This is a genomic window from Nocardiopsis tropica, from assembly GCF_042660575.1.
Lineage (GTDB): Bacteria > Actinomycetota > Actinomycetes > Streptosporangiales > Streptosporangiaceae > Nocardiopsis > Nocardiopsis tropica.
In genome coordinates, this window is record NZ_JBHSUF010000001.1 from 141,859 (window position 1) to 161,320 (window position 19,462).

General features: G+C 74.6%; 13 protein-coding genes and 1 pseudogene. 9 read left to right on the forward strand and 5 right to left on the reverse strand.

Annotation, left to right across the window (positions count from 1 at the left end; genetic code table 11):
• Positions 1–107 precede the first annotated feature (107 nt).
• Positions 108–1,796 carry an acyl-CoA synthetase gene (locus ACFQBR_RS00625; RefSeq protein WP_267946075.1) on the reverse strand — a complete coding sequence of 563 codons (1,689 nt, stop codon included), beginning with the start codon at positions 1,794–1,796 and terminating at the stop codon, positions 108–110.
• A 358-nt stretch (positions 1,797–2,154) separates the two neighbouring features.
• On the opposite strand from ACFQBR_RS00625, the gene rocD reads away from it, so the two are divergent.
• Positions 2,155–3,429: an ornithine--oxo-acid transaminase gene (gene rocD, locus ACFQBR_RS00630; protein WP_344179390.1), complete on the forward strand. Its 1,275-nt coding sequence runs from the start codon at positions 2,155–2,157 to the stop codon at positions 3,427–3,429.
• A gap of 42 nt (positions 3,430–3,471) precedes the next feature.
• A pseudogene (locus ACFQBR_RS00635) lies at positions 3,472–3,615 on the forward strand (IS481 family transposase); the annotation flags it as partial.
• Here ACFQBR_RS00635 and ACFQBR_RS00640 read toward each other — a convergent pair.
• Positions 3,612–4,949, reverse strand: a complete 1,338-nt coding sequence (locus ACFQBR_RS00640; RefSeq protein WP_344179387.1) for an SGNH/GDSL hydrolase family protein — start codon at positions 4,947–4,949, stop codon at positions 3,612–3,614. The pseudogene ACFQBR_RS00635 and the gene ACFQBR_RS00640 sit on opposite strands and share 4 nt — an antisense overlap.
• Positions 4,950–4,968: 19 nt before the next feature.
• Positions 4,969–6,279, reverse strand: coding sequence for an aminotransferase class I/II-fold pyridoxal phosphate-dependent enzyme (locus tag ACFQBR_RS00645; protein ID WP_344179503.1), 1,311 nt, complete (start codon positions 6,277–6,279; stop codon positions 4,969–4,971).
• Positions 6,280–6,640: 361 nt separating this feature from the next.
• Here ACFQBR_RS00645 and ACFQBR_RS00650 point away from each other — a divergent pair, with 361 nt between their 5' ends.
• Both ACFQBR_RS00650 and bioD read left to right on the forward strand, forming a co-directional pair.
• Complete coding sequence (locus ACFQBR_RS00650) at positions 6,641–7,996, forward strand: adenosylmethionine--8-amino-7-oxononanoate transaminase (protein WP_378551709.1); 1,356 nt, start codon at positions 6,641–6,643, stop codon at positions 7,994–7,996.
• 156 nt (positions 7,997–8,152) lie between these two features.
• Positions 8,153–8,854 carry a dethiobiotin synthase gene (gene bioD / locus ACFQBR_RS00655; protein ID WP_267946071.1) on the forward strand — a complete coding sequence of 234 codons (702 nt, stop codon included), beginning with the start codon at positions 8,153–8,155 and terminating at the stop codon, positions 8,852–8,854.
• Between the two features lie 53 nt (positions 8,855–8,907).
• On the opposite strand, the gene ACFQBR_RS00660 is transcribed toward bioD, so the two are convergent.
• Positions 8,908–9,426 carry a DUF3291 domain-containing protein gene (locus ACFQBR_RS00660; protein ID WP_344179379.1) on the reverse strand — a complete coding sequence of 173 codons (519 nt, stop codon included), beginning with the start codon at positions 9,424–9,426 and terminating at the stop codon, positions 8,908–8,910.
• A gap of 80 nt (positions 9,427–9,506) precedes the next feature.
• Here ACFQBR_RS00660 and ACFQBR_RS00665 point away from each other — a divergent pair, with 80 nt between their 5' ends.
• Positions 9,507–10,982, forward strand: coding sequence for an aminotransferase-like domain-containing protein (locus tag ACFQBR_RS00665; RefSeq protein ID WP_344179377.1), 1,476 nt, complete (start codon positions 9,507–9,509; stop codon positions 10,980–10,982).
• Positions 10,983–11,152: 170 nt separating this feature from the next.
• Here ACFQBR_RS00665 and ACFQBR_RS00670 read toward each other — a convergent pair whose 3' ends face one another.
• Positions 11,153–11,767, reverse strand: a complete 615-nt coding sequence (locus tag ACFQBR_RS00670) for a superoxide dismutase (RefSeq protein WP_267946068.1) — start codon at positions 11,765–11,767, stop codon at positions 11,153–11,155.
• 478 nt (positions 11,768–12,245) lie between these two features.
• Here ACFQBR_RS00670 and ACFQBR_RS00675 point away from each other — a divergent pair, with 478 nt between their 5' ends.
• The 4 genes from ACFQBR_RS00675 to ACFQBR_RS00690 all read left to right on the forward strand — a co-directional run bounded on the left by ACFQBR_RS00675 (position 12,246) and on the right by ACFQBR_RS00690 (position 19,352).
• Complete coding sequence (locus ACFQBR_RS00675; protein WP_344179375.1) at positions 12,246–14,303, forward strand: acyltransferase family protein; 2,058 nt, start codon at positions 12,246–12,248, stop codon at positions 14,301–14,303.
• 290 nt (positions 14,304–14,593) lie between these two features.
• On the forward strand, positions 14,594–15,634 hold the full coding sequence (locus ACFQBR_RS00680; RefSeq protein ID WP_267946066.1) for a class I SAM-dependent methyltransferase: 1,041 nt from the start codon (positions 14,594–14,596) through the stop codon (positions 15,632–15,634).
• Positions 15,635–15,681: 47 nt separating this feature from the next.
• Positions 15,682–17,694 (forward strand): glycosyl transferase family 2, encoded by a 2,013-nt coding sequence (locus ACFQBR_RS00685; RefSeq protein ID WP_344179372.1) that lies wholly within the window; start codon positions 15,682–15,684, stop codon positions 17,692–17,694.
• Positions 17,691–19,352 (forward strand): glycosyltransferase family 2 protein, encoded by a 1,662-nt coding sequence (locus ACFQBR_RS00690; RefSeq protein ID WP_378551713.1) that lies wholly within the window; start codon positions 17,691–17,693, stop codon positions 19,350–19,352. The genes ACFQBR_RS00685 and ACFQBR_RS00690 overlap by 4 nt, the downstream gene beginning before the upstream one ends.
• Positions 19,353–19,462 lie beyond the last annotated feature (110 nt).

A 19,462-nucleotide genomic window follows, 5' to 3' on the forward strand; every position in this document is an offset into this window, starting at 1 on the left:
TGGACAGCATCCGAAAACTGTGCTTCGTCTCAGTGACAGGGTGTGGTCCTCCACAGGCCGGCCGCCGCCCCCGCCCCCGCGCCGGGCGGTTCCGCGGACCGCGGCCGTCAGTACCGCAGCGGGCTCGGACGCGGGACCCCGCCCTCGTCCCGGGCCACCGACGCCGCCCACCGGTAGTCCTGTTTGCCGACGGCCGTGCGCCGCACCCGGTCCACGAAGTGGACGGTCCTCGGGACCTTGAACCCCGCCAGGCGCACGCGGCAGTGGTCCAGCAGGGCGGCCTCCTCCAGGCGGGCCCCCGCGGCGAGGGAGACCAGGGCCGTCACCCTCTGGCCGAGCCGCTCGTCCGAGGCGGGCACCACGATGGCGTCCTCCACCGAGGGGTGTGCCTTCAGGGCGGCCTCCACCTCCTCCGGGTACACCTTCTCCCCGGCGGTGTTGATGACGGCGCTCCCGCGCCCCAGGAGGACGATCGACCCGTCCCCGGCCCGCGTCCCGAAGTCGCCGGACAGGGCCCAGCGGCGCCCGTCGGCGTCGGTGGGGAAGGTGCGGGCCGTCGTGATGGGGTCGTTGTAGTAGCCGAGCGGGATCCGGCCGGTGCGCGCGATCCGGCCGACCTCGGGCGAGCCCGGCGGGAGCGGGCGCAGCGCCTGGTCCAGCACCGCGATGCTGCCGCCCATCGTGAAGCTGCGGGCGTCGGCGGCCCCCTCCAGGGACACGGAGCCGTCCGGCCCGCCGCTCCCCTCCGCGGCGGTCGCCGAACCGCACACGCCCGTCTCCGACCCCCCGTAGGAGTCGGCCAGGGCGACGTCCTCGCGCCAGGCGCGCCACAGGCCGCGCACCTGCGGGGTGAGCGGTGTGCCGCCGGAGCGGACGGCGGTCAGGTCCGGGCACAGGCCGGGTTCGGTGAGCAGGTGCCGGGCCAGCGGGCGGGCCATGGCGTCGCCCACCAGCTGGACCGTGTGCACGCCCTCCCGGTGCGCCGTCTCCAGCACCCGGTCGGGCCGGAAGCTGCGGTCGGTGGACAGCACCACCTGCTTGCCGCACAGCAGCATGCTCAGGGCGTTCCACTGCCCGGCGGCGTGCATGAGCGGGCCGAGCACCAGCATGCGCTGGGGGAAGCACCGGGCGGCGCGCCCGGCCACGTCGTCCAGGGTCCGGGCCCGGGGGGCGCCGGGGGAGCGCCGCTCCAGGGCGGCGCGGAAGATGTCGGCCTGCCGCCACAGCACCCCCTTGGGGTAGCCGGTGGTGCCCCCGGTGTAGAGCAGGTAGTGGTCCTCGCCGCTGGTCGGAGGAAGGGCCGCGCCCTCCGGCGCGGCGGCCAGCGCCTCCTCGTAGCCGACCCCCTCGGCGCCGCGCACGGAGCCGTCGGAGACGAGCACCACGTGGCGGAGCCGGGGGAGGTCCGGGAGCACGGCCTCGACCGTGGACGCCAGGGAGTCCTCCGCGATCAGCGCGACCGCGTGCGAGTCGGCCAGGACGTGCCGCAGCTCGCCCGCGACGTAGCGGTAGTTGACGTTGACCGGGACCGCTCCCGCGCGCAGAACGCCGAGGAAGGACTCCATCCACTCGGCGCGGTTGAAGGCCAGGATCGCGACGTGCTCGCCGCGGCCCACGCCCGCGCCGACCAGGTGGCGGGCGAGGCGGACGGAGCGGTCGTGCAGGGCCCGGTACGTGAGGCGCCGGGGCCCGGCGACCAGGGCCGTCCGGTCGGGGACGGCGTCGGTGACCGCGGCGAGCAGCGCCGCGAGGGAGAACGGGGCGTCCGCGGACACCGGGGGCACTGAGGTGGGCACGCCCGACCTCCCATCGGTCGACGGGCCGTCCACGGCGGAGGGGCTCGCGGCGGCACTGTGGCTCGTTGGTGCGACGGTACCCCTCGGGGGAGGAGCCGATCGCCGTCGGGGCTGTGGAGCGCGTCACCCAGGGTGTCGTACCAGGTCACCACGGATGAGAGGGGGGCCGCTCAGGGGGTCGGGAGGGGGTCTCCCGCACGGGTTCCGGGCCCCGGCTGCGATCTGTGATACGCCTCACCCCTTGTGGGCCCGCCGGATCATCTGCTCAACTCGTGGGGACCTCCGCCGGAGGGCTCTACAGGGCCGTCCGGTGGGTATCTACTGTCTGACATCGGTCAATGGTGATCGGAGCGGCTAGATGGACAACACCCAGAATCTGGGCCAGCAGGACTCCGCCGGAAACCCCGGCGGACAGGGATTCTCCAGCGCCGAGCACATCGCGCTGGCACAGGCGCGATCCGCGCACAACTACTCACCCCTTCCCGTCGTGATCGCCGAGGGCCGCGGAGCCTGGGTCACGGACGTCGAGGGAAGGAAGTACCTGGACTGCCTGGCCGGATACTCGGCCATGAACTTCGGCCACCACAACCCCGACCTGCTGGCGGCGGCGCACCGGCAGCTGGACCGGGTCACGCTCACCAGCCGCGCCTTCTACAACGACCAGTTCGGCCCCTGGGTGAGCGCCCTCGCCGACATGGTCGGCAAGGAGAAGGTCCTGCCGATGAACACCGGCGCCGAGGCGGTGGAGACCGGCATCAAGGTGGCCCGCAAGTGGGGCTACGAGGTCAAGGGCATCCCGGAGAACCGGGCGACCATCGTCGTGGCGGGGGCCAACTTCCACGGCCGCACCACCACGGTCATCTCGTTCTCGTCCGACCCGGAGGCCAGGACGGGCTTCGGCCCCTACACCCCGGGCTTCCGGTCGGTGCCGTACGGCGACGCCGCGGCCGTGGAGGAGGCCGTCGACGACACCACGGCGGCGGTCCTCATCGAGCCGGTCCAGGGCGAGGCGGGCGTGATCGTGCCCCCTGCGGACTACCTGCCCCGGGTGCGGGAGATCTGCGACGCCAACCGGGTGCTGTTCATCGCTGACGAGGTGCAGTCCGGTCTCGGCCGCACCGGCACCGTCCGCGCCTGCGAGCACAGCGGGGTGGTCCCCGACGCCTACCTGTTCGGCAAGGCGCTGGGCGGAGGCATCCTGCCCGTGTCGGCGATGGTCGCCGACGAGGACGTGCTCGGCGTGATCCGGCCGGGCCAGCACGGGAGCACGTTCGGCGGCAACCCGATGGCCGGCGCGGTGGGGTCCACGGTCGTCCGGATGCTCACCGAGGGGCCCTACCTGGACAACACGCGCCGCCTCGGCGAGGTGCTCAAGCGCCGCCTGAAGGAGTTCGTCGGCAACGGGGTGGTGTCCACGCGCAGCATCGGCCTGTGGGCGGGCATCGACGTCGACCCGCGACTCGCCTCCGGCAAGGAGCTGTGCAGGCGCCTCGCCGAGCACGGCGTCCTGGTCAAGGACACCCACGGTTCCACGGTGCGCATGTCGCCGCCCCTCGTGATCAGCGAGGAGGACCTCAACTGGGGTCTGGACCGGTTCGGCGAGGTCCTGGAGGAACTCAGGGCTGAGCGGTAGCGGACCGGCCGGAGGGGGCTCCGCTGTGACGGGGCCCCTCCGGCCGCCGCGCGGGCCTACGCCACCTGCCGGTCCGGGGCCGAGGGGAGGGAGGCGTTCACCGGATGGCTGCACCACCGGTCCCACCCCGCCGTCGGCGGGCCTCCCGCCACCCGCGTACCTAACCTCTCAGGTCAGTACATCTAGGGCGCGTCGGCCTCGTTGGCCGGCGACCCGGAGGGCTCCGGGACGCGGACCGGGTCCAGGGGGCCGCCCAGCTCCGACATCAGCTGTTCCGGGTCGACGTCCTCCAGGGTCTCCCGGGACACGTACAGGGTGCGTTCGGGCCCTTCCAGGATCTGGAGGCGCACGCGTTCGGCGATGGACATCTGGCCCTGGGCGGTGGGGTGGAAGCTGGCCCGGTCCACGCGCAGGCCCTCGCCCAGCTGGCCGAGCACGATGCCGTTCAACCAGGACTCCTCCGCGCTCACCTCGTACCCGTTGAGGGCGGAGAAGGTGTTCACGTACTCGACGCTGCCGGTGCGGCGACCGCCGTACACCTCGCCGTCCACCTCGTAGACGCCGTCGCGGATGCGCTCGTTGAAGCGCTGGGCCAGGGAGTTCAACCAGACCTGGTCGCTCACGGTCAGCGTGTAGTACATGCCCGGCGGCTCCTCGGGGAACAGCCGGGGGTACCCCAGCACGAGCACGCGGGCGTCGGGCGCGCGGTCGCGGATCTCGCCGAGCACCTCGGCGAGGGTCTCCTCGAACGCGTCCATCCGGCGCTCCAGGTCCTCCTCCTGCTCGACGCAGACGCTGCTCTCCAGCAGCGGCATCCGCACGATGCAGGTGCGCAGGACGGGGGTGAACCCCAGGTCGTTGCCGCCGATGCCGAGGGTGACCAGGGACGTGTTCTCGGTGACCCGCTCGATCTGGGACTCGGGCGTGCCGATCTGGCCGAGCATGTCCTCGCCCTTGTGGGTGCTGCACGCGTAGAAGGCCAGCGAGCCCGAGAAGTCGAACTCCTCACCGATGACCTTGGGGTAGGCGTTCTCGGAGCGCCAGCAGCCGCCCGGCTCGGCGGTGGCCGGGTCGTAGTCGCCCGCGCCGTCCCCCGAGGAGTAGGAGTCGCCCAGGGCCACGTAGTTGCCCCAGAGCGCGGCTTCCTCCGGTTCCATCCGGACCCGCCAGTCGGACTCCTCGTCCTCGGTGATCGGGGGGAGCTCCTCCCCGGGGCACACGCCGCCGGTGGCGTCGCACCAGAGCCCCATCAGCCCCTCGCGCGTGGCGGGCACGGTGAGGGTGACGACCAGGGCGAGGACGAGCACGAGGGAGACGGCGACCGCGGCGCGGGCCCCGCGCCGCCGTGCGCGCGGCCCCGAGGGGCCCCCGCCGCCCGCGCCCTGGGAAGCGTCGCCGGGTCCGCCGGAGGGGCCGCCGTCCCGGGGGACCGGGCTCTTCGGGGAGCCGGTCCCCTCGACGGCGGAGGGGTCCTCGGGCACAGGTTCCGGCGTCTGCGGGTCTTCACCACGTGCTGCCACTGCCGATACCGCCTCCCGCCTACCGGACGGCTCCTGATTCCCTCCGCAAGGGTACCGGGGGGCGGGTCGATCCGACGACGGCCAGCACACGGTCGAGGTCGCCGTCACCGAGTGTCGCGCGGGCGGTCAGCCGCAGTCTGGACCTGCCGTCGGGGACCGACGGCGGGCGGAAGCACCCCACCCGCACCCCCTCGGCGAGGCACGCGGCCCGCCACGCCACCGCGGCCTCGGGCGAGGGCGCCCCGACCGAGACCACGGCGGCGTCGGGACGGCTCGCGTCCAGGCCGCGCTCGCGCAGCCCCTCGGACAGCCGCCGGGCCCGGTCCCGGACCGCGGCGGCACGCCCCGGCTCCGCGACCAGCACGCGCAGGGCCGCCAGCGCCGCTCCCGCCGAGGCCGGGGCGAGACCGGTGTCGAAGACGAAGGTGCGGGCGGTCTCGACCAGGTGCCGGACCACGCGCCGCGGCCCGAGGACCGCACCGCCCTGCGCGCCGAGGGACTTGGACAGGGTCACCGACACCACCACGTCGTCCGCGCCCCGCAGGCCGGCGGCGGTCGGCGTCCCCCGGCCGCCCGGCCCCACCACGCCCAGTCCGTGCGCGTCGTCCAGCAGGAGTGCCGCGCCGTGCCGGCGCGCCGTCCGGGCGAGCGCCGCCGCGTCGGCGAGGTCGCCGTCCACCGAGAACACGGCGTCGCTCAGCACCAGCGCACGGCCCCGCGCCGGGGCGAGAGCCTCCGCCGCACGGTCCGGGTCGGCGTGGTCGAAGACGGCGACCCGCGCTCCGGAGGCCTTCGCCAGCCGCGTCGCGTCGATGAGGGAGGCGTGGTTGTGCCGGTCGCACACCAGCAGGGGCGCGTCACCGCCGTCGCGGGAGGTCAGAGCGGTGACCATCGCCAGGTTCGCCGCGTACCCGGAGGAGAACACGAGGGCGGACTCCGTGCCGTAGAAGGCGGCGAGCTCGCGCTCCAGCTCCTGGTGGAGGTCGGTGTCGCCGGAGACCAGGCGCGAGCCCCCGGCGCCCGCGCCCCACGCACGGGCCGCGTCGGCCGCCGCGCCGACCACGTCGGGGTGGCGGAGCAGGCCCAGGTAGTCGTTGCCCGCCAGGTCCAGGAGGCCGTCGTCGGCGGCCCTGGGGGCGGTGCGCCGGGACAGCCCGGCGGCCGCGCGGATCCGGGCGGCGCCGTCCAGCCAGCCGAAGGGGTGGCGGGGGGACGCGGCGGTGGAGGGTCCGGGGTCCGCGCGCACCGGGGTCCCCGCCGGGGAGGGCGGGCGCCTGGCGCGCAGGGTCCACGGGCGGCGGGGCGGTGCGGTGGCGGCGGTGCTCGGCATGAGCGCGGACTCCTCGGTGCGGTGGTCGGTGCGGGTCACACTCCGGTGGGGGCGGGGGAGGCGGACGAGCGGTCCCGGGTCGGATCGCGCGCTCCGGGGCCGTCCTGCGGGGCGGGGCGGCGGGGAGGCCGGACGGGCTGTCCCGGTCGGCCGGGACGGCGCGAGGGCCTCCCGGGGAGGGACCGGCCCAGCGGCGGCCAATTCCGCTGGGGCGGTCCGGTCCTGCGTGCCAGGGAGGCGTCTACGACTCTGCCCGCCCGCAGGTCCGGCCGTCACCGGCGGAAGCCCACAAAGTTCCGCGCGGATTCCTGGCGGGACGGCCCGGGGGTCCACGCCCGGCCCGGGTGAACAATGGGGCACCATGACGCGCACAGACACAGGAGCGGTCCGCCCGCGGGCCGGGTCCGGCCCCCGCCGGGTCAGGGACACCGACATGGCGCGCCTGTGGCACCCCTACTCCACGGTGCCCCCGGCCGAGCCGCCGTACGTGGTCACCGAGGCGGAGGGGACCCGGCTGACCCTGTGGGCGGAGGGGAGGTCCCACCGGGTGGTCGACGGGATGGCGTCCTGGTGGTCGGCGATCCACGGGTACCGCCACCCCGTGCTCGACGCGGCGGTGCGGCGGCAGGTGGACGCGTTCAGCCACGTCATGTTCGGGGGGCTGACGCACGGCCCGGCCGCCGAGCTCGCCGAGGTGCTCGTGGGGATCGCGCCGGAGCCCCTGGAGCACGTCTTCCTCGCCGACTCCGGGTCGGTGTCGGTGGAGGTCGCCATGAAGATGTGCCTCCAGTACCACCGCTCCTCGGGGAGCCCGGAGAGGCGGCGGTTCCTCACCTGGAGGGGCGGGTACCACGGGGACACGTTCCACGCGATGAGCGTCTGCGACCCGGACGGGGGCATGCACGCCCTGTGGGGCGGCCTCCTGCCCGCCCAGGTGTACGCGCCTGCTCCGCCCGGCGGGTTCGACGCCCCTCCCGACCCCGGCTACGTGGAGGAGTTCGAGCGGGTGGCCGCCGAGCACGCCCGTGAGCTGGCCGCGATCATCGTGGAACCCGTGGTGCAGGGCGCCGGGGGGATGCGTTTCCACCACCCGGGATATCTGCGGGAGCTGCGCAGGATCGCGGACGGGCACGGGCTGCTGCTGGTGTTCGACGAGATCGCCACGGGCTTCGGCCGCACGGGCGAGCTGTTCGCCGCGGACCACGCGGGGGTGGCCCCCGACGTGATGTGCCTGGGCAAGGCGCTGACGGGCGGGTACATGTCCCTCGCCGCCACCCTGTGCACGGGGCGCGTGGCCCGGGGCATCGCCGAGGGGGAGGAGCCGGTCCTCGCCCACGGCCCCACCTTCATGGGCAACCCGCTGGCCTGCGCGACGGCCGCGGCCTCGGTGGACCTGCTCGCCGGGGGCGGTTGGAGGGGCGACGTGGCACGGATCGGGGCCGGTCTGCGCGCGGGCCTCGCCCCGCTCGAGGGGGCGCCCGGGGTGCGGGAGGTGCGGGTGCTCGGCGCGATCGGGGTGGTGGAGCTGGAGGCCCCGGTGCGGGTGCGCGAGGCCACGCGCGCCGCGGTGGAGGCGGGGGTGTGGCTCCGGCCCTTCCGCGAGCTCGTGTACGCCATGCCCCCCTACACCTGTACCGCCGGGGACGTGGCCGTGGTCGCCGCGGGGATGGTCGCCGCCGCGGAGGCCTCCGCGGCCGCCGCCGACGGCGGGGCGTGAGCGGGGGCCGGGCCCGGGGCGCCCCTCGCCGGTGCGCGGGGCAGGGGCCGTGCTTGGGCTCCCCCTCTCGGGGAAGAGTGCGGGTTCAGGATGATCGGTGACGGGAGGACGGGTGAGGAGCCGCGTGGGCCGTGACGGGGAGAGAGTGTGGTGCCGGTGACCGTCCTGATGGTGACAGGAACCGGAACCGAGGTCGGCAAGACCGTGGTCACGGCCGCCGTGGCCGCTCTGGCGCGGGCCGCCGGGCGGCGGGTGGCGGTGCTCAAGCCCGCCCAGACCGGGGTGGGACCGGCCGAGCGGGGTGACGTGGACGTGGTCGCCGGGCTCGTGCCCGGAGTGACCGCCGTCGAGCTGGCCCGCTACCCCGACCCCCTGGCGCCCGCCACGGCCGCCGCGCGCTGCGGGGCGCCCGCGGTCCGGGCCGAACACGTGGCGGACGCGGTGTGGGAGCTGCTCGGAGACCACGAACTGGTGCTGGTGGAGGGGGCCGGCGGGCTCCTGGTCCGGTTGAACGCCGAGGGCCAGACCCTCGCCGACGCGGCCGTGCTGCTGTCCGCGCCCGTGCTCGTGGTCGCCCGGCCGGACCTGGGAACGCTGAACGAGACCGCGCTGACCGGCGAGGCGCTGCGCACACGGGGGCTGCATCCGGCGGGCGTCGTGGTGGGGTCCTGGCCGGAGCGGCCGGACCTGGCGATGCGCTGCAACCTCACCGATCTGCCCGGGATGGGGGCGGGGCCGCTGGAGGGGGCGGTGCCGGAGAGCACCGGCGGCCTGGACCCGGCCGGGTTCGCCGAGGTGGCGAGCCGCTCCCTGGCGCCCGGGCTGGGCGGGACCTGGACGGTGGAGGGGTTGCGCTGACCGCACGGGGCCGTCCCGCCGCCGGCCCCCGGTGGTCCGTGCGACGCGGGCACTCAGGCCGGGGCGGGGACCGGGGAGGCGAGCGTGAACGCGTGCGGACGCGGACCGTGCTCGCGCAGGTGCTCCGCGCGGGCCGCGGCCTCCTCCGGGGTCACCGCGGCGCCGTCCGCCGCCCACCACAGCACGCGTCCGACCCGGGGGAAGGCGCCGGTCAGCGCCCGGAAGTCCAGGAGGTCGCCGTGGGACGCCTCCACGAACTCCCGCAGGTCCGTCGGTGAGCGCCACAGCGCGATGACGTGTATGCGGTCCCCTCCGTCGGAGAAGTGGACCTCCTCGGGGGCTCCGTCTCCCCCGGCGGCCCGCTTCCGCAGCGCGGCGGCGAGCGGGGCGAGGTACCGGCGGTCGCCCAGGACCGTGCGCGACTCGGCCAGGAGCGGCCGTCCCTCCCGGGCGCCCTGCGCCGTCCGGGTTCGGTGCGGTGTGCGCGGGTGGTCGACGACGGTGCGGGGGTGCTGGGCGAGGAGGTTCACGACGACTCCGATCGAGAAGTGGACCTCGATGAAGCGGTCCACCTTGGCTCTGGTGGTGCTCTGTTCTCCAATGCCATTATGGAAGCCCCGGGGGCTTCCCCACAGATCCAATGGAGCGGTAAATGGACTCTTTGCGGAAGCCCGCCGACCTCGCCGACGTCCTCGGCACCTGGTCCCGGGGGGAGGGCCCCCTCTACCGGCGCCTCGCGGACTCCCTGCGCGATCTCGTGGCCCAGGGCACCCTGGCGCCGAACGAGCGCCTTCCCTCGGAGCGGGTCCTCGCCGCCGCGCTCAGGGTCAGCCGCACGACGGTGGTCTCCGCCTACGACTCCCTGCGCTCGGAGGGGCTGCTCGAGAGCAGGCAGGGCAGCGGCACCCGGATCAGCGGCAGGGTCGCGCCCGTGCGACCGGACGGCTGGAGCCGCACCGGCAGCGTCAACGCCATGTACCGCAACCTCTTCCAGAGCGACGAGGGGCTCATCTCGGCCGCCTGCCTCCACACCCCCGCCCTGGGCGGGGTGGAGGCGGCCATCCGCCGGGTCGTCGCCGAGGACCTGCCGTCGCTCATGGCCGAGAGCACGTACCACCCGCGCGGGCTGCCCGCGCTGCGCCGGGCCATCGCCGACCACTACTGCCGACTGGACCTGCCGACGACCCCGGACCAGATCGTGGTCACCACCGGCGCCCACCAGGCCGTCAACCTGGTCTCGCAGCTCTACCTCCGCGAGGGGTCGCCCGTGGTGGTGGAGGACCCCGGCTTCGCGGGCTGTCTGGACCTGATGGCGGACCGGGGCGCCGAGTTCCTGCCGGTGCCCCTGGACGACCAGGGCATCGACGGGGTGGGCGTGCGCCGGGCCGTGGCCGAGCACGCGCCCCACCTGATCTACGTCATGCCCTCGTACCACAACCCCACGGGCACGATGATGTCAGCGGCGCGCCGCCGGGAGCTGGGCGAACTGTCCGCCCGCCACGGGGTGCCGATCCTGGAGGACGCCGCCTACACCGGACTGCGCTCCCCCGACGAACCCGCCCCCCTGGCCGCGTACGCCCCGCGGGGGGCCGAGATCATCAGCGTCGACTCCCTGTCCAAGGTCTCCTGGGCGGGGCTCCGGGTGGGGTGGCTGCGCGCCCCGGCCGAGATGGCGCTGCGGCTCAGCCGCCGCAAGGTCCTCGCCGACCTGGCCGGCCCCCTCCTGGACCAGGCGGTGGCCGTGCGCCTGCTGGAGGACTACGCCGGCCTCGCCCACGAGCGCTCGGAGATGATGCGCGGGGCCCTCGACCACATGGAGGGGCTGCTCCGCGAGGCCCTGCCCGACTGGGAGTGGAGGCGCCCGGACGGGGGCGCCGCCCTGTGGGTGCGCCTGCCCGGCGCGGACTCCCGCGCCTACGCCCAGGTCGCGCTCTGCCACGACGTGGAGCTGGTGCCGGGCCCCACCATGTCGGCGTCCCCCGACGGCCGGCACGCGGAGTACTTCCGGCTGCCCGTGGCCTTCGACGCCAGTACCCGGGAGGAGCTGGTCTGGCGGCTCTCCCGGGCCTGGCGGGAGTTCCGCCGGCACGGCCCGGTGGCGAAGGACCCCGTGCGGCTCGTGGTCTGACCGCGGCGCGGCCCGGACGCACGCGGGGGCGGCACCACCGGTGTGGTGCCGCCCCCCGCACTGCCCGGGCCGCGCCGCGGAGGGCGGTCCGGGGCGTCTTCCGCGGATGCCCCCGGCGGGACCCGGCGCTCGCGCCGGTCGCCGGCCCGGAACGGTCCGCGGAGGACGGTCTAGCCCAGCCGGACCTTGCGGGCGGCGTCGAAGCGCTCCTGGACGTCGGCCCAGTTGACCACGTTCCAGAACGCCTTGACGTACTCCGCCTTCACGTTCTTGTACTGGAGGTAGAAGGCGTGCTCCCACATGTCCAGCATCAGCAGCGGCTGGGTGGTGACCGGGCTGTTCGCCTGCTGGTCGTACAGCTGCTCGACGATCAGCCGCTGGCCCAGGGTGTCCCAGGCCAGGATCGCCCAGCCCGAGCCCTGGAGGCCGGAGGCCGCGGCGCCGAAGTGCGCGCGGAAGGCGTCGAACGAACCGAACTGGTCGGCGATGGCCGCGCCCAGCTCGCCCTCGGGCTTGTCGCCGCCGTCGGCGGACAGGTTCTTCCAGAAGATGCTGTGGTTGACGTGGCCGCCCAGGTGGAACGCCAGGTTCTTCTCGTGCAGGTTCACGGTGGCGTAGTCACCGGACTCGCGAACCTCCGCCAGCTTCTCCAGAGCGGTGTTGGCACCGGTGACGTAGGCAGCGTGGTGCTTGTCGTGGTGCAGCTCCATGATCTGGCCGGAGATCCACGGCTCCAGGGCCGCGTAGTCGTAGGGCAGTTCGGGAAGCGTGTATGGCGCAGACATCTCTGACGCACCTTTCCAGGAACGGGGCTCGTCGTGTTCAGCAGCGATGGGATCGCCTAGGCAGCAAGCTATCAGCCGGACGGCAGGACACCGGGTGTCAGGCTCTTTACACCCCGGCCGGGGAATAAACCGCGCTCCGCGCCCCCGGTGCGAAGCCGCCGCACCGCGGCCCGCCGGCGCTGCCCGCGGCGGACCCCCCATCGCCCTTCCCCGCGCGGCTCGCCCGCAATCATCGCCTTCATGGTGAAAACGCCGACCCGGCCCGGTGCGGCCGACGGAGAGGGGTTTCTCCTAGAGTTCCGGGCATACGGCCGGGAGCCGCCACGAGTGTCGGTGGACCGTTGGCCGCGCGTTCTCCGGCCATTCACCGGAGGGGTGCTGAAATCGGCGATGATTCAGCGCCGAATTCGAGGGACCGAACCCGCTCCGCGCCTCGTTCGGTGAAAACCTTCCTATTCTTCGAGGCCTTTCACCACTCATGTCCGTCTCAGCGGCTGGGGCCCCCGCGCCCGCCACCACGAACCCACTCTCCCGAGAGCCGTCGGGCACGCGAAAGGGCGGCGGATTCCGCCCCGAGATCGAGGGACTGCGCGCCGTCGCGGTACTCCTCGTGGCCTTCTACCACGTCTGGTTCGGCCGGGTCTCCGGCGGTGTGGACGTGTTCCTGCTCCTCACGGGCTTCCTCGTCACGGGGTCGCTGGTCAGGGCGCTGGAACGCGACGGCCGCATCGGGCTCGCCGCCTTCTGGGCCAAACTGGCCCGCAGACTCACCCCGGCGGCGGCCGTCGTGCTCGCCGCGACCCTCGCCGCCACCTGGCTGTGGCTGCCGAGCTCGCGGTGGACCGACGTGATCGCGCAGGTCAGAGCCGCCGCGCTCTACCACGAGAACTGGGCCCTGGCCCGGGCCGCTGTGGACTACCTCGCCCGGGAGGCCGCGGCCAGCCCGGTCCAGCACTTCTGGTCGCTGTCGATCCAGGGCCAGTTCTACCTGCTCTGGCCGCTCCTGCTGGGACTGACCGCCCTGGTCGCGGCCCGGCTCCGCGTACGGTCGGACCTGGCCTTCCCCGCGGTCGTGGGCCTGGTGTTCGCCGTGTCCCTGGCCTACTCGGTGCGGATCACCGGGACCGACCAGGCCTGGGCGTACTTCGACACCGGCGCCCGCCTGTGGGAGCCCGCACTGGGCGGGCTGCTCGCCCTCGTCGTCCACCGGATCGACCTGCCCGTGCGCCTGCGGGTCGTCCTGGGGTGGGCGGGCCTGCTCGCGCTCGTCTCCTGCGGGGTCCTCCTCCAGGTCTCCACGCTCTTCCCCGGCTACGTCGCCCTGTGGCCGACCGGCGCCGCGGTCATGGTGGTCCTGGCCGGTTCCGGGACCCGGTTCGGCGCCGACCGGCTGCTCACCTGGAAGCCGCTCATGGCCCTGGGCGCGCTCTCCTACCCCTTCTACCTCTGGCACTGGCCGGTCCTGGTCTGCTACCTGGCCGTGACGGACCGCTCCCTGGCCTCCCCCCTCGGCGGGGTGTTCGTGCTCGCGCTGTCCCTGCTCCTGGCCCTGGTCACCTCCAAGGCCGTCGAGGGCGGGGTCGAACGCCTGACCAGGGCGCCCGGGCGGCGCTCCCCGGCCTGGTCGCTGGGGGTGGCCGCCGCCCTGCTCGCCCCCGTGCTGGCCGCGACGGCACTGTGGTCGGGCCGGATCGAGGAGGAGCAGCAGGCCCGCGCGGAGGAGGTGCGCACACCCGCCTACTACCCCGGGGCCCGGCTGGCGGTCGACCCGTCCCTGCTGCTCCAGGAGATGCCGGTGCGCCCCGACCCCGCGGACGCGAGCCAGGACCTGTCCCCCCACCACGCCCGGGGCTGCCACGTGCCGCTCACGCAGAGCGAGGTCACGGTGTGCGAAGCCGGACCGGCCGACGCCGAGCACACCCTGGCCCTGGTGGGCGCGTCCCGGGTCGCGCACTGGTACCCGTCGGTCCTGGAGGCGGCCGAGGACAACGGGTGGCGGCTGCTGTCCTTCACCAAGAGCGGCTGCCAGTTCGGCACGGGCCCCCACACCCGGGGCGGGGAGCCCTTTCCCGAGTGCGAGGCGTGGAACGCCGAGGCCATGGAGATCCTGGAACGGGAGCGGCCCGACGCCGTGTTCACCTCCTCCACCCGGGCCAGCCCGGCCGGGGAGCGGGTCCACGAGGGTTTCGTGGAGCGCTGGCGGCAGCTGGACGCGCTGGGCATCGACGTCATCGGCATGCGCGACCTGCCCCGGCGCGACACCGCGGGGGCCGAGTGCGTGGAGAGCCGTCCCCTGGAGGAGTGCGTGTCCCCGGCCGGCTACAGCCAGGCCGCCGCCGACCCGGCCGCGGCCGCGGACCTGCCCGGCAACGTCACCACCGTGGACCTCACCGAGTACGTGTGCCCGGAAGGGCGGTGCGAAGCCGTCATCGGGAACGTCCTGGTGTTCTGGGACCACTCCCACATGACCGCCACCTACTCCGCGACCCTCGCCCCGGTGATGGACGAGGCCCTGCGCGGCGCCACCGGATGGTGACCGCCCTTCCGGCGATAAGGGTACAGATACGCAGAAATGAGTAAATGGTGATGGAAGGGTGAACAGAAGGAGAATTGAGCGTCCTGCGGGTTTCGATTCGACTCACGCGCATCTCGCCGTCGACGTGAAGGGCTAGTCTCGAAAACGCTTGATCCGTTTGTCGCTCCTCCTCCCGGAACAGCGTTCGGAACCGGCCGTTCCGCGTGGAGAAAGCCGATCGTCCCCCTCTGTGTCCCCCTCGGTTCACCCTTGCGGTGCCGGGCCGCCAACTCCCGTGGAGGTACCCGCCCATGCGGTCGCTTCGCAGACGTCTCCGTCCGATCCTGGCCGTCGGCGCGGTCGGCGGTGCCGCCGTCCTCGCCGTCCCCGTGGTCCTGGGGTTCCTCGGCCTGATCCGGTGGGTGGACGCGGCCGTCCTCGTGCTCCTCGGCGCGCTCGGCGGCGCGGTCGCGCTCATGGCCCTGGTCCTCCTCCTGCTGCGCCGCACCGTCAAGGGCCTGTCCGGTTCCGTGTCCACGGCGATGGACACCCACAGCCGCAGGGTCGCGGAGGCGCTGGGCCGCGACCGCCTGGAGGCCGCGCACTCGATGGACGGGGTCAAGGAGCGGCTCACGCACCTGCGGGACCACTCCCTCCCCAAGCTGGCCCGCGAGGTCACCCACGCGGTCACCGTGCAGGGGCGCAACGACTACGAGCAGCAGGTCGCCTGGACCGAGCTGCGCGAACACCTCGACACCCCGACGTTCATGCCGCCCCTGCGCGGCTGGGCGGCCTCGCCCGACGTCATGCGACTGCTCGTCCGCGACATCGACCGGCGCCGTCCCGGACTCGTGGTCGAGTGCGGCAGCGGATCGTCCAGCGTGTGGATCGGGTACGCGCTGCGGCGCGCGGGCGCGGGCCGCCTCGTGGCCATCGAGCACGACGCCCGCTACGCGGAGCTCAGCCGCGCCCTCGTGGCCTCGCACGGCCTGGAGGACGTGGTGGAGATCCGCACCGCCCCGCTCACCGGGTTCGAGCCCGGCGACGGGGAGGCCGGAGAGGGCCCGGACGGCGGCGCCCGCCGGTGGTACGACACCTCCGTCCTCGCCGACCTGGAGGACATCGGCCTGCTGTTCGTCGACGGACCGCCGGAGGCCACGGGCTCCCAGGCCCGCTACCCGGCCGTTCCCGTCCTGCTGCCGCGCTGCGCCGAGGACGCCGTGATCGTCCTGGACGACGCCTCCCGCCCCGACGAGCGGGCGCTGGGCGACCGCTGGCTCGCCGAGAACCCCGGTCTGCGCCGCACCGAGGAGGCGGCGGAGAAGGGCGCCCACGTGTTCACCCGCGCCTGAGCCCCGCCCCGGCACCAGACCCACGTCCCCCGAACCGAGGTCGCCAGATGATCACCACCGCCCTCCGCGAGGCCCTGCGTGCCCGCGGGGACGAAACCGCCGTGCTGTGCCACACGGGCGCCGGCGCCCGGGCCGGACTGGCCGGCCTGCCCACGCGCCCCTCCGACCTCGTCCTCGACCTGGACGCCCACCCCCTGGGCGCGCCGTTGGACCTTCCGGGCGGGGAGCGGCCGGAGGCCGGCCTGGTCGCGGTCGTCGCGGCCACCACCACCGACCTGCGCCGCGCGCTGACCACGGCCGTGCACCTGCCCCGGGCCGCCCACGTCCTCGTGGCGCTCGTCGCGGTCCCCGGACACCAGGACCCGCCGCTGCCCGCCTCCCCGGGCATGGGGCAGTGGCGGGACCTGGAGGAGGTCCGGGTGCGCAGGGCCGACCGGCAGGGCTGGCTGTGCGAGCTGTTCTTCCCCAACGGGGTGGACACCGCCGAGGTCCTCGACGCGGTCCTGCACGGGACCCGGGGACGCCGCCGCGGCCCCGCGGTCGCCCCCCTGGCCGCGCTCTCCGGACCGGAGGGGGCCCTGTGGAGGCCGGGTGACACCGGCGCCACCGGGGTCCCCGCGACCGGGCCGGTCCCGCTGCGCCGCGTCACCCCCGTCGCCGACCTCGCCCTGCGGGTGACCGCCCGAGGCGGGCGCGCCGCCTGGGAGGACGCGGCCGTGCCCGCCCTGGACCGCGCCACCACCGGCGCGGACGCCTGGGCGGACCTGGCGGGCGAGGACGGCCACGCCCGCCTGCGCGAGGCGCGCTCGGCGGCCGGTCCGGACCCCGTGTCCGCGATCGCCCCCGTGGACGAGCTGTCCGTCAACCCCGTCGGCTTCACCAAGGCCGAGAAGGGACCCCTCGGGGACCTCACCGCCCACGGCGACCGCGCGGTCGTCCGCGCCGGGGACAAGGTCCTGGTCGACGTCGCGCCGGACGGCACCGTCACCGACGTCGACCTGGCCCGCCTGCGCCACCTGCGCGGGGTCCGGGTGGACTGGTCCGGGCACACCGGCCCCTCGGCGGCCGTGCGCGCCGTCGCCTCGCTGGCGGCCGGAGGGGTCCCCCTGCTCAGTGGGCCCGTGCCCGCGTGGGCGGCCGGGCTGGGCCGACCGCTCGGCGACCTCCTGGAGGGAGCCGCCGACGCCGACCTCACCGACCGGCTCCGGCGGGAGGAGCACAGCGTCCGGCTGCGCCGCGCCGCACTGCGCACCCACGGCCTGCGCACCCGCTGGAGGTCGCTGGCGGCCGAGGCGGGCGTGCCCGTCCCGCCCGCCCCCCGGATCTCGGTCATCCTGTGCACCCGCCGGCCCGAGATGGTCGGCTTCGCCCTCGCCCAGATCGCCCGGCAGCGCGGTGTGGACCTGGAGGTGGTCCTGACCCTGCACGGCTTCCCCGCCGACCTGCCGGGGGTGGCCGCCGCCGTCGCCGAGGCCGCCGCGACCGGCCTGCGGATCGTGGTGCACGAGGCCGACGCCGACCAGGTGTTCGGCTCTGTGCTCAACGACTCCGCCGCCCGCGCCTCGGGCGACCTGCTCGCCAAGTGGGACGACGACGACTGGTACGGACCCGACCACCTGGCCGACCTGGCCCTGGCCCGCGCCTACTCCGGCGCGGAGCTGGTCGGGACCGGCCAGGACTTCGTCTACCTCCAGGAGGTGGACGTCACCGTGTGGCGCAGCCGCGAGTCGGAGACGGCGACCAGGTTCATCGCCGGGGGCACCATCCTCACCGACCGGGTGGTGCTGGAGGAGACGGGCGGCTTCCGGCCGCTGCCCCGGGCGATCGACACCCAGCTCCTCCTCGCCGTCACCCGGGGCGGCGGCCGCATCCACCGCACCCACGGGCTGGGCTACGTGCTGCGCCGCACAGGCGGCGGACACACCTGGTCCGAGGACATGGCCTACTTCCTGCACAACTACGCCCGGCAGTGGGCCGGATGGCGGCCCAGCTCCCTTCTGGAGGGCGAGCCCGCGGAGTTCGGCCGGTCCATCACCGAGAACACAGGGGGACAGCGTTGACCACCACAGAGACCGGACACGAACCCGCCACCGCGGCCGCGGCCACCCGCGTGCCACCGCGGTGGGAGGCCGACTTCACACGGCAGCCCCGAGTCCTGCGCAACGACCACGGCGTCCTCGTGCCGCCGGTTCTGGGGGGGTGGGAGCCGACGCTGTCGGTGTCGGTGGTGGTTCCGGCGCACGGTCATCCGGAGAAGTTGGCGATGGTGCTGGCGTCGTTGTCGGCGCAGAGTTATCCGTCGCGTCTGATGGAGGTGGTCGTGGTGGACGACGGTTCTCCGGAGCCGTTGGAGCTGCCGCGGGTGCGTCCGGAGAACACGCGGCTGCTGGTGTCGGCTCCGGGCGGGTGGGGGTCGGGGCACGCCTTCAACACCGGTGTGGCCGCCTCGTCCGGCCAGGTGATCCTCAGACTCGACGCCGACATGCTGGTGTACCGGGAGCACGTCGAGTCGCAGATGCGGTGGCACCACCTCCTCGACTACGGGGTCGCGATGGGCCACAAGCTGTTCGTGGACTTCGACCCGGAGGCGCTGAGCCCGGAGTACGTGGCCGAGCAGGTGCGGGCGGGGCGGGCGGCCGACCTGTTCGACCGGGAGACCGCCGACACGCACTGGGTCGAGCGCCTGATCAACAAGCACGACCGGCTGCGCACCGCCGACCGCCTCTCGTACAAGGTGTTCATCGGGGCCACGGGTTCGCTGCACCGCACCCTGTTCGAGGCGGCGGGCGGGATGGACGCCGACCTGATCCTGGGCGGCGACAGCGAGTTCGCCTACCGGGTGTCGCAGCAGGGAGCCGTGTTCGTCCCCGACCTGGACACCAGCAGCTGGCATCTGGGCCGCTCCCAGATGCAGACCCGCCGCGACGCGGGCACCCGCTACCGCATGCCCTTCGTGGCCAACCGGGTCCCGGACTTCCACCTGCGTCGCAAGCGGCCGGACCGGCAGTGGGAGGTGCCCTTCGCGGACGTCCTCCTGGACGTCGGGGCGCACACGCTGGAGGACGTCGACACCACCGTCTCGGCCCTGCTCGACGGCACGACGCCGGACGTGCGGCTGTGGCTGCGCGGTCCGTGGGGCGTGTTGGACGAGGGACGCCGGTCCCCGCTGGACGACGAGCGGCTGGACCTGCGCCTGGTGAGGGAGACCTTCCGGGGCGATCCCCGGGTGCGCTTCACCGAGGGAGACCCGGAGGAGGACCCGCGGGTGCCCTTCCGCCTCCACGTCCCCGTGGGCGCCGCCCCCACGCCCACGATGGTGGCGGACCTGGTGCGGACCGTGAACGACAAGAAGGCCGGCCTGCTCTGCGCGCCCCTGCCGGGCGCCACGCGGGCGGGGGACGGGGTGCTGCGCCTGGAGCGCACGTCCGCGTTCGCCCGCGCCCGCCACCTGGAGCCCGGAGCGACCGGCGGCGACCTCGACCGGGTGGTCGAGGAGGTCCACACCACCCACTGGATGCCGGGGGAGCCGTTCGTCGTACGGGAGGCGGCGGAGGAGGCCGGGGCGTCCGACGCCGAGGCCGACGCGCTGCGCCGCAAGCTCGCGGAGGCCCGCGCCGAGGTCGAGCGCCAGACTGCCCGGGCCAAGCGCGCGGAGCGCAAGCTCCGCTGGTCCAAGCCGGGGACGGTGGAGAGGGTGCTGCGCAGGTTCGCGCGCTGACGCCGGGGCGGCCCGCGGGGCCGGGAGCCAATCGATCACGACACGCGGTCATGTTTGCACCCAGAGTGATCATATTGGTTAGTCTGGGACGCAGTGACCGACACGCGTCC

What these genes read in the sequence shown, in the direction of transcription:
- ACFQBR_RS00650 (WP_378551709.1), top strand. Translation starts at nt 6,641, where the DNA reads ATGACGCGCACAGACACAGGAGCGGTCCGCCCGCGGGCCGGGTCCGGC.
- ACFQBR_RS00670 (WP_267946068.1), bottom strand. Translation starts at nt 11,767, where the DNA reads ATGTCTGCGCCATACACGCTTCCCGAACTGCCCTACGACTACGCGGCC.
- ACFQBR_RS00665 (WP_344179377.1), top strand. Translation starts at nt 9,507, where the DNA reads ATGGACTCTTTGCGGAAGCCCGCCGACCTCGCCGACGTCCTCGGCACC.
- rocD (WP_344179390.1), top strand. Translation starts at nt 2,155, where the DNA reads ATGGACAACACCCAGAATCTGGGCCAGCAGGACTCCGCCGGAAACCCC.
- ACFQBR_RS00680 (WP_267946066.1), top strand. Translation starts at nt 14,594, where the DNA reads ATGCGGTCGCTTCGCAGACGTCTCCGTCCGATCCTGGCCGTCGGCGCG.
- ACFQBR_RS00675 (WP_344179375.1), top strand. Translation starts at nt 12,246, where the DNA reads ATGTCCGTCTCAGCGGCTGGGGCCCCCGCGCCCGCCACCACGAACCCA.
- ACFQBR_RS00685 (WP_344179372.1), top strand. Translation starts at nt 15,682, where the DNA reads ATGATCACCACCGCCCTCCGCGAGGCCCTGCGTGCCCGCGGGGACGAA.
- ACFQBR_RS00645 (WP_344179503.1), bottom strand. Translation starts at nt 6,279, where the DNA reads ATGCCGAGCACCGCCGCCACCGCACCGCCCCGCCGCCCGTGGACCCTG.